13 protein-coding genes are annotated in these 14548 nt (G+C 61.5%); 7 read left to right on the top strand and 6 right to left on the bottom strand.

The features are described from left to right. Window positions 1-725: zinc-binding dehydrogenase (locus NJC38_RS21415; RefSeq protein WP_366856065.1), on the top strand; the 725-nt coding region annotated here is incomplete at its 5' end. A 54-nt stretch (window positions 726-779) separates the two neighbouring features. Here NJC38_RS21415 and NJC38_RS21410 read toward each other — a convergent pair. After that, on the bottom strand, window positions 780-1676 hold the full coding sequence (locus NJC38_RS21410) for an acyltransferase (protein ID WP_253116996.1): 897 nt from the start codon (window positions 1674-1676) through the stop codon (window positions 780-782). A gap of 162 nt (window positions 1677-1838) precedes the next feature. Here NJC38_RS21410 and NJC38_RS21405 point away from each other — a divergent pair, with 162 nt between their 5' ends. The 4 genes from NJC38_RS21405 (at window position 1839) to creD (ending at window position 6220) form a co-directional block, all read left to right on the top strand. Beyond that, the gene (locus NJC38_RS21405; RefSeq protein ID WP_253116995.1) at window positions 1839-2342 is read left to right on the top strand and encodes an ATP-dependent zinc protease; all 504 of its coding nucleotides are present in this window, start codon (window positions 1839-1841) and stop codon (window positions 2340-2342) included. A gap of 222 nt (window positions 2343-2564) precedes the next feature. Continuing rightward, a complete protein-coding gene (creB, locus tag NJC38_RS21400; RefSeq protein ID WP_253117000.1) occupies window positions 2565-3257 on the top strand; it encodes a two-component system response regulator CreB in 693 nt (230 codons plus the stop codon). Continuing rightward, window positions 3258-4676, top strand: coding sequence for a two-component system sensor histidine kinase CreC (gene creC / locus NJC38_RS21395; protein ID WP_253116994.1), 1419 nt, complete (start codon window positions 3258-3260; stop codon window positions 4674-4676). It begins immediately after the preceding gene. Window positions 4677-4855: 179 nt separating this feature from the next. Continuing rightward, window positions 4856-6220 (top strand): cell envelope integrity protein CreD, encoded by a 1365-nt coding sequence (gene creD, locus NJC38_RS21390; protein WP_045484448.1) that lies wholly within the window; start codon window positions 4856-4858, stop codon window positions 6218-6220. A 102-nt stretch (window positions 6221-6322) separates the two neighbouring features. Here the strand turns inward: creD and NJC38_RS21385 are convergent, their stop codons facing one another. From NJC38_RS21385 to NJC38_RS21375, 3 genes are all read right to left on the bottom strand, one after another. Continuing rightward, window positions 6323-6952, bottom strand: coding sequence for a glutathione S-transferase family protein (locus NJC38_RS21385; RefSeq protein WP_253116993.1), 630 nt, complete (start codon window positions 6950-6952; stop codon window positions 6323-6325). Window positions 6953-7064: 112 nt separating this feature from the next. Then, complete coding sequence (locus NJC38_RS21380) at window positions 7065-7778, bottom strand: 3'-5' exonuclease (RefSeq protein WP_253116992.1); 714 nt, start codon at window positions 7776-7778, stop codon at window positions 7065-7067. Continuing rightward, window positions 7775-9709 carry a putative nucleotidyltransferase substrate binding domain-containing protein gene (locus NJC38_RS21375; protein ID WP_253116991.1) on the bottom strand — a complete coding sequence of 645 codons (1935 nt, stop codon included), beginning with the start codon at window positions 9707-9709 and terminating at the stop codon, window positions 7775-7777. The genes NJC38_RS21380 and NJC38_RS21375 overlap by 4 nt, the downstream gene beginning before the upstream one ends. A gap of 161 nt (window positions 9710-9870) precedes the next feature. Between NJC38_RS21375 and NJC38_RS21370 the strand changes: the two genes are divergently transcribed. Next, the gene (locus tag NJC38_RS21370) at window positions 9871-10317 is read left to right on the top strand and encodes a response regulator (RefSeq protein WP_253116990.1); all 447 of its coding nucleotides are present in this window, start codon (window positions 9871-9873) and stop codon (window positions 10315-10317) included. A gap of 167 nt (window positions 10318-10484) precedes the next feature. Here NJC38_RS21370 and NJC38_RS21365 read toward each other — a convergent pair whose 3' ends face one another. Next, window positions 10485-12659, bottom strand: a complete 2175-nt coding sequence (locus NJC38_RS21365; RefSeq protein WP_253116989.1) for a malate synthase G — start codon at window positions 12657-12659, stop codon at window positions 10485-10487. A gap of 240 nt (window positions 12660-12899) precedes the next feature. Here NJC38_RS21365 and NJC38_RS21360 point away from each other — a divergent pair, with 240 nt between their 5' ends. Beyond that, a complete protein-coding gene (locus tag NJC38_RS21360) occupies window positions 12900-13418 on the top strand; it encodes an ACT domain-containing protein (protein WP_045484436.1) in 519 nt (172 codons plus the stop codon). A gap of 215 nt (window positions 13419-13633) precedes the next feature. On the opposite strand, the gene rarD is transcribed toward NJC38_RS21360, so the two are convergent. Further along, window positions 13634-14521: an EamA family transporter RarD gene (gene rarD / locus NJC38_RS21355; RefSeq protein WP_045484427.1), complete on the bottom strand. Its 888-nt coding sequence runs from the start codon at window positions 14519-14521 to the stop codon at window positions 13634-13636. Window positions 14522-14548 lie beyond the last annotated feature (27 nt).

Here is a 14548-nt window from a genome sequence, read left to right as displayed (position 1 = left end):
TGGAAAAGATCCGTGACCTGACCTGCCTGTCGGACATTCTGCCTACCGGCTTCCACGGTGCGGTGACCGCTGGCGTTGGCCCAGGCAGCACGGTCTATGTCGCCGGCGCCGGCCCTGTGGGTCTGGCTGCTGCCGCTTCGGCGCGACTGCTGGGCGCTGCCGTGGTGATCGTCGGTGACCTGAACCCTGCGCGTCTGGCGCATGCCAAGGCCCAAGGCTTTGAAATCGCCGACCTGTCGACCGACACCCCGCTGCACGAACAGATCGCCGCGCTGCTGGGCGAGCCGGAAGTGGACTGCGCAATCGACGCCGTGGGCTTCGAAGCCCGTGGCCACGGCCATGAAGGTGCCAAGCACGAGGCGCCGGCCACGGTGCTCAACTCGTTGATGCAGGTGACTCGCGTGGCGGGCAAGATCGGTATTCCGGGCCTGTACGTGACCGAAGACCCCGGTGCAGTAGACGCGGCGGCCAAAAACGGCGCCCTGAGCATCCGCTTCGGCCTGGGCTGGGCCAAGTCGCACAGCTTCCACACCGGCCAGACCCCGACCATGAAGTACAACCGCCAGCTGATGCAGGCGATCATGTGGGACCGTCTGAACATCGCTGAAATCGTTGGCGTGCAGGTGATCAGCCTGGATCAGGCACCGGCTGGCTACGGCGAGTTCGATGCAGGCGTGCCGAAGAAATTCGTCATCGATCCGCACAAAACCTTCAGCGCCGCTTGATGTAATTCGCGGCTGAAGCCGCTCCTACAGGAGCGGCTTCAGCCGCGATCCGCTTCATTCACCGCGATCCATTTCCTGCTTCAACTGCGCGATCCGCGCATTCTTCTCGACCCATAGCTGGTTGACCCAGGCCTGGACCTGGCCACGAAATTCAGGATCGTTCTCGTAGTCGCCCTGCCACAGTGCGGGGTCGAGCGCGCGGGTCTGGATATCGACAACCACCTTGGGCACGCTCCCGCACAGCAAATCCCAGAAACCGGGCGGCGGGCTGCCGGGGTAGACCACGGTCACATCGAGGATCGCATCGAGTTGCTCACCCATCGCCGCCAGCACAAAGGCCACGCCACCGGCCTTGGGCTTGAGCAGGTATTGATGCGGCGACTGCTGGGCGGCGTGTTTGGCCTGGGTAAAGCGGGTACCTTCCAGATAATTGACGATGGTTACCGGCTGGCGCTTGAACAGCTCGCAGGCCGCCTTGGTGATTTCCAGATCCTGGCCTTTGAGTTGCGGATTTTTGGCCAGGAAAGCCTTGCTGTAGCGCTTCATGAACGGATAATCCAGCGCCCACCAGGCCAGCCCCAGAAACGGCACCCAAATGAGCTCCTTTTTCAGGAAGAACTTGAAAAATGGCGTGCGGCGGTTCAGCGCTTGAACCAGCGCCGGAATGTCCACCCAAGACTGATGATTGCTGATCACCAGATAGGAAGTATCACGGCGCAGTTGTGCGGCGCCACGAATGTCCCATTGGGTGGGCAGGGTGAGTGCGAAAATGCGTTTATTGATCTCTGCCCAGGTTTCCGCGATCCACATCACGGCCTTGGAGCAGTGGTCGCGCATGTCACCCTGAAAGATCAGCTTGAGCAGGGCAAATGCCAGCAGCGGCCCGATCAGGATCAGGGTGTTGAGCAGCAGCAAGAGGGTGACGAAACAGCCAGTGAGGGCGCGGCGCATAGGCATCTCTGGGATATTGGCGGTCAGTCATGATAAATAGCCCGGCCTGACGCGCCAATGATACAGATGCTGACAAATGTTTCCGGTCGGCGAACCAAGCACGGCGCTGCTGTCTAAAACCGGACGCCAACCGGGCGCCCGATACTCTAAGGAGTCCTCCAAGTGAAGAACACTCTCGTGCTGTTGTCTCTGCTGGCGATGCCGGCTCTGGCGGCCGACCCGACCCTGTACGGCCGCTACGAGCACATCAAGATTGCGCAAGTGGGCGAAACCTTCAAGGCCAAGATGGACACCGGTGCGCTGACCGCTTCGTTATCGGCCAAGGATATCGAGCTGTTCCAGCGCGACGGCGAACAATGGGTGCGTTTTCGTCTGGCCGCTGACGGTGCCAGTAACAAGCTGTTCGAACACAAGGTCGCGCGGGTCAGCAAGATCAAAGGCCGTGCCGACGAAGACGACGAGGACGAAGACCGCATCGACCCGGCCAAGCGCCCGGTGGTCGAGTTGCAACTGTGCCTGGGCAAGCAGCAGCGCACCGTCGAGGTCAATCTGGTAGACCGCAGCCACTTCAACTATCCGCTGTTGATCGGCGCCAAGGCACTGCGTGAGTTTGATGCAGCGGTGGACCCGGCCAAGCGGTATACCGCCAAACAACCGGATTGCTGATCAGGCACCTTTAAAACTACCTACTGGCTGGGCGCCTGTGGCGCTACGCGCGCCAGCGCTGCGTTAAAAACACGCTCGGAATGCTCATGTACTCCAGTACACTCCGCTTCCTCGCTTGTTTTTGCCTTGCGCTGACTGCCTCGCCTACGTTTTAAAGGCACCTGATTGACGAACAGGGTGGGATCGCGCACCTTCTGTCGGTCCCGTTCAATGCCCGAAATCATGCCGCATATCCTGATTGTCGAAGACGAAGTCGCGATTGCCGACACCCTGATCTATGCCCTGCAAGGCGAGGGCTTCACCAGCACCTGGCTGAGCCTCGGCCAGGCCGCAGTGGAGCATCAGCGCCAGACCCCGGCCGACCTGATCATTCTTGATGTCGGCCTGCCGGATATCAGCGGTTTTGAAACCTGCAAACAATTGCGCCGCTTCAGCGATGTGCCGGTGATGTTCCTCACTGCGCGCAATGCCGAGATCGACCGGGTGGTGGGTCTGGAGATTGGCGCTGACGATTATGTGGTCAAGCCGTTCAGCCCCCGTGAGGTGGCGGCGCGGGTCAAGGCGATTCTCAAGCGCATGCTGCCCCGTGAACTGCCGGTGGCCGTGCCGGCGAGCGGCAACGGTCTGTTTCAGGTCGATCTGGAACGCTTCCAGATCAGCTATCGCCAGCAGCCGCTGAGCCTGACCCGTCATGAGTTTCGCCTGTTGCAATGCCTGCTGGAACAGCCCGAGCGGGTATTCAGCCGCGAGCAGTTGCTCGATGCCCTGGGGGTGGTCGCCGATGCCGGCTACGAGCGCAACATCGACAGCCACATCAAGAGCCTGCGCGCCAAGCTGCGGGCGGTCGCCGCCGATGCCGAGCCGATCCAGACCCATCGCGGTATCGGTTACAGCTTCAGCCCGGGCAACAGCTAAATGTCGCTGAGCATCCGGATATTTCTGGTCTACGCGGTATTCATCGCCCTGACCGGCTATTTCGTGCTCAGCACGGTGATGAAGGAAGTTCGCCCCGGCGTGCGTCAGTCAACCGAGGAAACCCTGGTAGACACCGCCAACCTGCTGGCGGAAATCTTCCGCGCTGACGTACGTGATGGCACGCTCGGGCAGAGCCGCTTCAACGAAGTGCTGCAGGATTACGGCGTGCGTCAGCCGCAGGCAACCATCTGGGAACTGCCGAAGGATCAGGTCAGCAACCGTATCTACGTGACCGATGCCAAGGGCGTCGTGTTGCTGGACTCCAGTGGCGAGGCGGTCGGCCAGGACTATTCGCGCTGGAACGACGTGTATCTGACCCTGCGCGGCCAATACGGTGCACGCTCGACTCGCAGCGACCCTGAAGACCCCAACTCGTCGGTGATGCATGTCGGTGCGCCGATTCGTGACCAAGGACAGATTATTGGTGTGGTGACTGTGGCCAAGCCCAATAGCTCGTTGCAGCCCTACATTGAGCGGGCCGAGCGACGTTTGCTGTGGTATGGCGGCGGGTTGATGGTGCTGGGCCTGCTGCTGGGGGCGTTGTTTTCCTGGTGGCTCAGCTCTGCGCTGCGGCGCCTGACCCGTTATGCCCAGGCGGTCAGCGAAGGGCGGCGCGCTGAGCTGCCGCATTACCGGGGCGGCGAGATGGAGCAGTTATCCACAGCGGTGGAGCGCATGCGCATCCAGCTCGAAGGTAAGGCCTATGTCGAGCGTTACGTGCATACCCTGACCCACGAACTGAAAAGCCCGCTGGCGGCGATCCGCGGCGCCGCTGAACTATTGCACGACGATATGCCGACGGCCCAGCGCCAGCGCTTTGCCGGCAATATCGAAGATGAAAGCCAGCGCATGCAGCAGTTGATCGAACGCCTGCTGAACCTGGCGATGGTCGAGCAGCGCCAGGAGCTTGAAGAGCGAGTGGCCTTGCCGCTGGCCGAACTGCTCGATGAACTGCTGCTGGCCCGCAGCCTGGCCGTCGAGCGCCTGGATCTGAAGGTCGAGCGACAGATCAACACCTCGCTGTGCCTGCACGGTGAACGCTTTCTGCTCAGCCAGGCGCTGGCCAACCTGCTGGACAACGCGCTGGACTTCACCCCGACCGGCGGGTTACTGCGCCTGGCGGCCGAACCCCGGGACGGGCGTATTTACCTCTCGCTGTTCAACACCGCCGAACCGATTCCCGACTATGCCTTGCCGCGTTTGTGCGAGCGCTTCTACTCCCTGCCGCGTCCGCATACCGGGCGTAAAAGCACCGGGCTGGGGCTGAACTTCGTCGCCGAGGTGGTGCAGCTGCATGGCGGCGAACTGCGGATCGAGAATGTGGAGGGTGGGGTGTTGGTGAGCCTGTGGCTGGCGTAGGAGCGGATTTATCCGCGAATGATGCTGTTCGCTGCTGAAGCAGCTCCTACGCAGACGATGCCGGTCCGACATGCCATACGTATTCCCACACAATCTCCACACAGCCCCCATCATCACCCCACATAGTCCGCGCAGACTGTCTCCCATAGCAAACAGGGAGAGTCCCCATGAATACAAGCATGAATCGAAGTCTGGCCATGAAGTTGGGCATGATCGCTTTGCTGATCATGCTGTTGTTGATTCCATTGATGATGATCGGCGGGCTGATCAGCGAGCGGCAGGCGCAGCGCGATACGGTGCTTGATGACATTGCGCGCAGTTCCAGTTACAGCCAGCAGATCACCGGCCCGGTGGTCGTGATTCCTTATCGGCGCAGCGTGCAGGTCTGGAAGGTCAAGGCGCAAAGCGATGAGCGCTACCAGGAAACCGAGATTGAACGCGGTTACCTGCACTTTCTGCCCGAGCGTTTCGAGGTGGACGGCAAGGTGCGCACCGAGCTGCGTTCACGCGGCATCTACGAGGCGCGCCTGTACCATGCGCAAAGCCAGATCAGCGGGCATTTCGCGTTGCCGGAAAAGCTTGGCCTGGATGACAGCTTCGAGGAGTACAGCTTCGAGCGGCCTTATCTGGCGGTGGGCCTGAGTGATATCCGCGGCATCGAAAATGCCCTGACCCTGCAGATGAACGGTCAGACGCTGGAGTTCGAGCCGGGCACGCGGCTGAGTCGTCTCGGTGAGGGGGTCAGTGCCACTCTGCCGGCCATTGACGGCAAGCAGCCGACCCGCCTGAGCTTTGCCTTTGACCTGAACCTGCAAGGCACCGGGCAGCTGAACGTCACCCCGGTGGGCAAGTCCAGCACGGTAAAACTGGTCGCTGACTGGCCGCATCCAAGCTTTATCGGCAACTACCTGCCGACCCAGCGGGAAGTCAGCGCAGCAGGGTTCAGCGCGCAATGGCAGACCTCGTTCTTCTCCACCAACCTTGAAGAGGCCTTCGACAAATGCCTGCGCAGCGATCAGTGCGCAGATTTGCACGGCCGCAGTTTCGGTGTGAGCTTCATCGATCCGGTGGATCAATACCTGAAGAGTGACCGAGCGATCAAATATGCCTTGCTGTTCATCGCCCTGACCTTTGCCGGCTTCTTTCTCTTTGAGGTACTCAAGAGCATGGCCGTGCACCCGGTGCAGTACGCTCTGGTGGGCGCGGCGCTGGCGCTGTTCTACCTGATGTTGCTGTCGCTGTCCGAGCATCTGGGCTTTGCCACGGCTTACCTGTTGTCAGCGGCTGGTTGCGTGCTGTTGATCGGCTTCTATGTCAGCCATGTGCTGCGTGGTGTGCGTCAGGGCGTGGGGTTTGCGCTGGGGCTGGCGGCGCTGTATGGCCTGCTGTACGGCTTGCTCAGTGCTGAGGACTACGCATTGTTGATGGGCTCGTTGTTGCTGTTCGGCCTGTTGGGCGTGTTCATGGTCCTGACCCGCAAGCTCGACTGGTACGGCATTGCGCCGGGCATCAGCCATAAACCGGCTGCGGAGCCGGCGCCATGAACGAAGAGTCGCTGTTGCGTCAGGAGCGCCGCCAGGCCAGGCGGCTGCTGGACGGGCTGATCGGTTTGCTGCCCGCAGCGCCGCGGGCAGCCGGGCAGGTGCTCAGGCCGAAGGCTGGGTGGCCTGCATCGAAGGCCGTTGGCTGACGTCGAAATACCAGTTGGCCAGGCGCGGGTAGCTGTTACGCCAGTTCAGGTCGGGCTGGCGGAAATCCAGGTAACCCAGTGCCGCCGCGACACTGATCGAGGCAATGTCGAAGGTGGCGCCCAGTTCGGTCAGCGCCTCTTGCTCGAAGTAGGTCAGGGTGCGTTCGATCTTGCTCTGCTGGTTGTCCAGCCATACCGGCCAGTGCAGCTCCTTGGGGCGCAGCGCGGTTTCGTAGCGGATCAGCAGAGCCGCATCAAGCAGCGCATCGGCCAGCGAGGCCAGGGTCAGGCGTCGCCAGCGCGCCGGGCCGTCACGGGCAATCAATGGCGTGCCGGTGTGCTGGTGGTCCAGGTAGTCGAGGATCACCCGGCTGTCGTGGATCACATTGCCGTCGGCCAGACGCAGCGCCGGGATCTTGCCCGCCGGGTTGTCATGGTTAAGCTCGGCAGAGGGGCTTACCGGAGTCAGGACCGTAGACTGCAATTGAACCTTGTCGAGCTGACCGGTTTCATGAAGCAGGATGACCACCTTGCGGGCAAACGGCGATGCCGGGTTGGTGTACAGGGTCATGGTAGGTGCTGACATGAATGATCCTCGATGGCGACAGAGTCATAGACTAGTCAGCAGCGGGAGGCTCTGCAATTGTTGGCTAGGGGTTGTTGCCGTTTCAGCGGTTGTGATGAAACGGCAACAGCCCCTAAAAGGAATGCGTTTGTATGCGCCTGCGCCACTGGCTCAGGCTTTGCTCCAGGCGGGCCGGGCTGTCGATGCCCTGGCGGCGGGCGTGGCTGAACAGGATCAGCGCCAGCTCGGCGGTCACCAGGGCATCGGCGCTGGCATGGTGACGCTCTTCGGCATGCAGGCCGAAGTGGCGGGTCCAGTCGTCCAGGCCGGCCTTGCGCAGGTTGGCCTGTTCGCAGAGCATCGGGGCAATCTCGGCAACGTCGAAAAAGGTATGCTGCAGGCGGTAGTCGAGGCTTTCCTTCAGGCCCCGGGCCAGCATGTGCTGGTCGAATGGCGCGTGGAACGCCAACACCGGGCTGTCGCCAACAAACTCCATGAAATCCAGCAGCGCTGCGACCGGTTCGCTGCCAGCGGCAATCGCGCTGGGCGCCAGGCCGTGGATCAGCACGGCGGGGCTGAGCTTGTGATCCACGCGTTGAATCGTGCATTCGAATAGCTGGCCCAGATCGATGGCGCCGTCCTCGATGACCACCGCCCCGATTGACAGCACCTGATCGCGGTTCATGTTCAGCCCGCTGGTTTCCAGGTCCAGCACCACCCAGCGCTGCTGGCGCAGCGGCCGCTCATCGAGCACTGCACCGCCCGCCAGTGCGGCCAGGCGCTGTTTCTGGTGTTCATCCAGAGGCGTTTTCTTGACGACGGGGCGTAGCCATTGGAACAGGTTCATAGTTGATAGCGCAGGCTCAGGCTCGATTGCAGGCGTTGAGCCTGACGGAAGGACTCACGCAGGATGCGCCGGTCCAGATGGTTGAGGGTGTCGGGGTCGATGCGGTTGGAGTACGGCAGATTCTGCCGGCTCTGCAACTGATGCTGTTGCATGCGGGTCTGCTGGATGAAGTGGTAGGCCTCTTCGTAGGCAGCGCCATCGAGCGGGTCGATGACCTCACGCTCGACCAGTTGACGCAGGCGCTCCAGGGTATTGATGGCTTCAATATTGTTGACCAGCGCCAGCAGGCGGGCGCCGTCGACGAACGGTGTCAGGCCTTCGGTCTTGAGGTCCAGGGTGTCTTTGTCGCTGCCCTTGCGGGCCAGCACGAAGTCCTTGAAGCGCCCGACCGGCGGACGCTGGCGCAGGGCGTTTTCGGCCAGCATGCGCTGGAACAGTCGGTTATCGGCGACCTGATCGAGAATGCTGCGGCGCAGGTACTCGCCGCCGCTTTCTTCGCCCCACACCACCCGCAGGTCGAAGTAGATACTCGACGCCAGCAGGTTTTCCGGGGTGGCTTCGCGGATGAACGCCGAGAAGCGCCGCGCCCATTCGCTGCGTGACAGGCACAGGTCGGGGTTGCCGGCCATGATGTTGCCTTTACAGAGGCTGAAACCGCACAGGGCCAGGCTCTGGTTGATACGCTCGGCGATCGGCAGCAGCAGGGCACGGATTTCGGCCGCCTGTTTGGCATCGCTGGCTTCAAACAGAATGCCGTTGTCCTGATCGGTGTGCAGGGTCTGCTCGCGACGGCCCTCACTGCCGAAGCACAACCAGCTGAACGGTATGCCGGGGTCGCCTTTTTCTTCCAGGGTCAGTTCGATGACCCGACACACGGTGTGATCGTTGAGCAGGGTAATGATCTGGGTAATCTGCGTGGATGAAGCCCCGTGGGCCAGCATCCGCTCGACCAGTTGCACGATATCGCCACGCAGATGCACCAGCGCTTCGATACGTGGCGCGTTACGGATGGTGCGCGCCAGATGGACCAGGTCGACCCGTTGCAGCGAGAACAGGTCGCGCTCTGAAACCACCCCGCACAGTCGCCCGTCGCGCACCAGACAGACATGGGCAATATGCCGGCCGGTCATGGCAATGGCCGCATCGAAGGCGCTGGCATCCGGGCTCAGGTAAAACGGCGAGGGACTCATGAACTGGCTGATGCCTTCGCTGAAGTCGGCATTTACGTCAGCCACCGCTTCACGTAGATCACGCAGGGTGAAGATGCCCAGCGGTGCCTGCCGTTCATCGACGATCACGATGCTGCCGACCTGTTGGTCATGCATCAGCTTCACCGCTTCGCGCATGGGCATGTCCGGGGCACACATGACCGGGTGACGCATGGCCAGTTCGCCCAGCCGGGTATTGAGCGAGTATTGAGTGCCGAGGGTTTCTGCGGCGCGTTGCTGGACTTGCTGATTGACCTGATCGAGCAGACTGCTGACGCCGCGCAAGGCGAAGTCGCGAAAGCAGGTCGACAATGAGAACAGCTTGATGAACGCCTGCTTGTTCAGTTGCAGACAAAAGGTGTCTTCGGCGGCCAGGTGTTCGGTACGGGTGGCGCGTTCGCCCAACAGCGCGGCGAGCGGGAAGCACTCGCCGCTGGTGATCTCGAAGGTGGTCTCGGTTCCACGCCGGGCCGAATGTGGGCGCTCACCGACCACTTGGCCTTGCTTGACGATATAAAAGTGCTCAACCGGGCCGTCGGCAGGCTTGATGATGCTTTCTCCAGCGCCATAAAAACGCAACTGGCACTGTTCGACCAGATACGCCAGGTGCGCGCTTTCCATCTGGTTGAACGGCGGGAACCGCTGCAGGAACTGCATGGTGCCGTGAATGTTCTGCAACACGGCGGTTTTTCCTGCTTCGGTGAAGGCATCTGCTTTACTCATGACGTGCACCGCTTTTTTTGTTATTCATGACCATGGTCGGTCGCTTGGCGTCCAGTGCCCATTGGACGTAAGTCTTAAGGACCAGACCCCGGCGCCTGCAAGGCGTCACAGGATCGTTATGAACGGCTGGCAGGATAAGCCCAGGCAATGATGAGATTTCCATGTCCGATCACGATATTCTCAGCGACGAAGAGCGCGACGCACTCAACGAAGTGATGTCTGCGCCTCAGTGTGATGTGCCGCAGCGTGTCCTGATCGTCGATGACGACACCGATGCGCGCGAAGTTCTGGCTGAGATTCTCAACCTCAATGACATCAGTTGCCTGACGGCGGCGGGCAGCAGCAGCGCTTTGCAACTATTGCAGAGCCGCGAATCGATCGGCCTGTTGATCACCGACCTGCGCATGGTGCCTTGCGACGGCCTGGAGCTGATCCGCAAAGTGCGCGACTCGGCACGTGCCGAACTGCCGATCATCATCGTCTCGGGCGATGCCAGCGTGCGCGACGCCATCGACGCCATGCACCTGAGCGTGGTCGATTTCCTGTTGAAACCGCTCAATACCAAGCAGTTGGTGAAGGTGGTGAAGCGGGAGTTGGGGATCGCTTGACCAGCAGGAGCGACCTTGGCCGCTCCCTCTTTGGTTGTGACTTGAAATACCGTGGGAACGAGCTTGCTCGTGAAGAGGCCAGTAACGCCGCAGCATCTGCTGTGGCTATCCCGGCCTCTCTGTCGCAATGCCGTCCAGACCAAGGTCGCTCCTACAGAGACCAGCGGTTACTTCTGGCTGGCCTTGAACTCCCGGCGCCGACGATGCAGCACCGGCTCGGTGTAGCCGTTAGGCTGTTTGGTGCCTTCAAGAACCAGCTCCAGCGCCGCCTGGAACGCAATGTTGCTGGCGAAGTCTGGCGCCAGCGGGCGGTACAGCGGGTCATTGGCGTTCTGCCGGTCCACGACAACGGCCATGCGCTCAAGGCTTTCCAGCACCTGCTCGCGGCTGACCACACCGTGGTGCAGCCAGTTGGCAATGTGCTGACTGGAAATACGCAGGGTGGCGCGGTCTTCCATCAGGCCCACGTCGTTGATATCCGGCACCTTGGAGCAGCCCACGCCCTGATCGATCCAGCGCACCACGTAACCGAGAATGCCCTGGGCGTTGTTGTCCAGTTCATTGCGCAGCTCATCGGCCGACCAGCCGGTGTCTTTGGCCAGGGGAATGCTCAGGATGTCATCGACCGAAGCTTGTTCGCGCTTGGCCAGCTCGCCCTGGCGGGCGAACACATCGACCTTGTGGTAGTGCAGGGCATGCAGTACCGCAGCGGTCGGTGAGGGCACCCAGGCGGTGTTGGCGCCGGCCAGCGGGTGGGCAATTTTTTGTTCGAGCATCGCCGCCATCAGGTCAGGCATGGCCCACATGCCCTTGCCGATCTGGGCCCGGCCTGGCAGGCCGCAGCGCAGGCCGATATCGACGTTGGCGTTCTCATAGGCACCGATCCATTTCTCGGCTTTCATCTGCGCCTTGCGCACCATCGGGCCGGCTTCCATGGAGGTGTGGATCTCGTCGCCGGTGCGGTCGAGGAAGCCGGTGTTGATGAACACCACCCGCTCGCTGGCCGCCTGGATGCAGGCCTTGAGGTTCAGCGTGGTGCGTCGTTCTTCATCCATGATCCCGACTTTCAGGGTGTTGCGTGCCAGGCCCAGTACCTGCTCGATGCGGCCGAACAGTTCATTGGTGAACGCCGCCTCTTCGGGGCCGTGCATTTTTGGTTTGACGATGTACACCGAGCCGCTGCGGCTGTTGGCCCGTGTGGTGTCGCCTTTGAGGTTGTGGATGGCGATCAGGCTGGTGATCAGGCCGTCGAGAATGCCTTCCGGCACTTCGTTGCCGTGCTTGTCGAGGATCGCATCGATGGTCATCAGGTGACCGACGTTACGGATGAACAGCAACGAACGACCATGCAGGGTGATTTCGCCGCCGTCCGGCGTGCTGTAGACGCGGTCGGGGTTCATGGTGCGGGTGAAGCTTTCGCCGCCCTTGGTGACCGTTTCGGCCAGGTCGCCTTTCATCAGGCCCAGCCAGTTGCGATAGACCAGGGTCTTGTCGTTGGCGTCCACGGCGGCGATGGAGTCTTCGCAGTCCATGATGGTGGTCAGCGCCGCTTCCATCAGGATGTCTTTGACCCCGGCGGCGTCGGTCTGGCCGATCGGGCTGCTGGCGTCGATCTGCAGTTCCAGGTGCAGGCCGTTGTGCTTGAGCAGGATGGCAATCGGCGCGCTGGCTTCGCCCTGGAAACCGATCAGTTGGGTGGGTTCGGCGAGTAAGGTCTGGCTGCCGTCTTGCAGCGTCACCACCAGCTTGCCGTCGATCAGGCTGTAGGCGGTGGAATCGACATGGGAGCCATTGGCCAGTGGTGTGGCCTGATCCAGCAGCGCGCGGGCAAAGGCGATGACCTTGTCGCCGCGTACCTTGTTGTAGCCCTTGCCGCGTTCGGCGCCGCCGTCTTCGCTGATGGCGTCGGTGCCGTACAGCGCGTCATACAACGAACCCCAGCGGGCGTTGGCGGCATTGAGCGCAAAGCGGGCGTTCATCACCGGCACCACCAGTTGCGGGCCGGCCATGCTGGCGATTTCCTCGTCGACGTTGCTGGTGCTGATTTGCACCGTTGCCGGCTCCGGCAGCAGGTAACCGATATCGCTCAGAAAGGCCTTGTAGGCGGCGGCGTCGTGCGCCTGGCCGGCCTGCTGCCGATGCCAGGCGTCGATTCGGGCCTGCAGCTCGTCGCGCTTGACCAGCAGTGCGCGGTTTTTCGGTGCCAGCTCGTGAATCAGTGCGTCCACCCCACTCCAGAACGCCGCAGTATCGACGCCGGTTCCGGGGACTGCTTCGTTCTGCACGAAGTCGAACAGTACCTTGGCGACCTGCAGGTCGCCGACTTGAACGTATTCAGTCATTGCACTTGCCTCACTTTGCTCAGCGGTATTGCGCCCCTTTGACGAGCACATTGATGATGGGGGACGGTTTATGTAGTGCGCGCTGGCGAATACTACATGATCATTCGCCGGGTGAACATGCGACTAAATACGTCACCAAGCGACTGGATTTTTCTTTCTGGTCACGAATGCTCGCCCCCAAGGTCGAACTGCAAGCCTTGCCTATACTGGCTTGACCATCGCCTGAATGAGGACTCGCCTGTGGATCATCTGGTCATTACCGTGGTTGCCCCTGACCAACCGGGGCAGGTTGAACGCATCGCCCACTGCATCGCCGAGCACGGTGGCAACTGGCTGGAGAGCCGCATGTCACGGCTGGCCGGGCAGTTTGCCGGCATTCTGCGAGTCGGTGTGCCGCCTGAGCAGCACGACGAACTGATCACCGCCCTGCATCAACTGGCCGCCTACGACATCCGCGTACTGCTGGCAGAAAGCATTGTGGAACCGGCTGGTAGCTGCAAACCGATCCAGATGTCGCTGGTCGGCAACGACCGGCCGGGGATCGTGCGCGACATTACCCGCCTGCTGGCCGGGCAAGGCGTCAACGTCGAAAAACTGGTGACTGACGTGCATACCGCACCGATGAGCGGCGAATGGCTATTTCGCGCCGACGCGGTATTGGGCGTGCCGCTGAGCCTGAGCCTGGATGAACTGCAGGCGAAGCTGGAGACCCTGGCGGATGATCTGATGGTGGAGCTGGTGTTGCGCGAGGAGGAGTGAGGCGGTTATTCAGCTTTTTCTTGCATGTGCCTGTGGATAACCTGGGGGTTCCCGGCGCCGGGCCTTGTGTGGCAAGGCTTGCCGAGCTTTGGTTAAAAAACCGGCAATTTCAAAGGCTTGTGCACAATTACATTGAGCGAGGCTGTGGATAAGGTTGGGGTAACCCTTTGCAGGCCTTGTGATTCAAGGTCTGCAAAGAGTTGTGCGTTTTTTGATCAGCGGCGTTTGCGCAAGCTGAGCCAGGCATCGACGCTGTAGATCGCCAGCCCGGCCCAGATAAATGCGAAGGTTACCAATGTGCTGGTGGCCAGATGCTCGCCATACACCAGCACCGCCAGCAGCATGACCAGGGTCGGGCCGATGTATTGCAGAAAGCCCAGGGTGGCAAACGGCAGGTGGCGCGCGGCGGCGTTGAAGCACACCAGCGGCACCAGTGTCACGGGACCTGCGGCGGCCAGCCACCAGATCATCGAACTGTCGATGATCGGCGGTTGCAGGCTGCTGGCGTCGGGGTGCAGCAACAGCCAGCCCAGGGCCAGCGGTACCAGCATCCAGGTTTCCACCACCAGGCCGGGCAGCGCCGCGACCGGGGCTTTCTTGCGGATCAGGCCGTAAAAGCCGAAGGTCAGTGCCAGGCTCAGGGAGATCCACGGCAGGCTGCCGACCTGCCAGACCTGTTGCGCGACACCGGTCGCGGCCAGGCCGACGGCCAGCCATTGCAGGCGGCGCAGGCGCTCACCGAGCAGTAACAGCCCCAGCAGCACGTTGACCAGCGGGTTGATGTAGTAGCCCAGGCTGGCTTCAAGCATACGACCGTTGTTCACCGCCCAGACGTAGATCAGCCAGTTGCTGGCGATCAATGTGCCGCTGAAGGCCAGCACTGCCAGGCGTTGCGGGTTGTCGCGCAGCTCGCGGAACCAGCCGGGGTGTTTCCAGACCATCAACAGCAGCGAGCCGAACAGTGCCGACCACAGTGCCCGGTGAATGATGATTTCCAGGGCCGGAACCGACTGGACGATCTTGAAGTACAGCGGGAACAGACCCCAGATGGTATAGGCCGTCAGACCCAGAATGTAGCCGCGACGCAGGTTGGCAGTTTGCATGATGGTCCTTGGTGCTGCCCTGTTGTG

Source organism: Pseudomonas sp. 21LCFQ010, assembly GCF_024129905.1.
Lineage (GTDB): Bacteria > Pseudomonadota > Gammaproteobacteria > Pseudomonadales > Pseudomonadaceae > Aquipseudomonas.
This window is presented reverse-complemented; position numbering and strand designations above follow the sequence as displayed.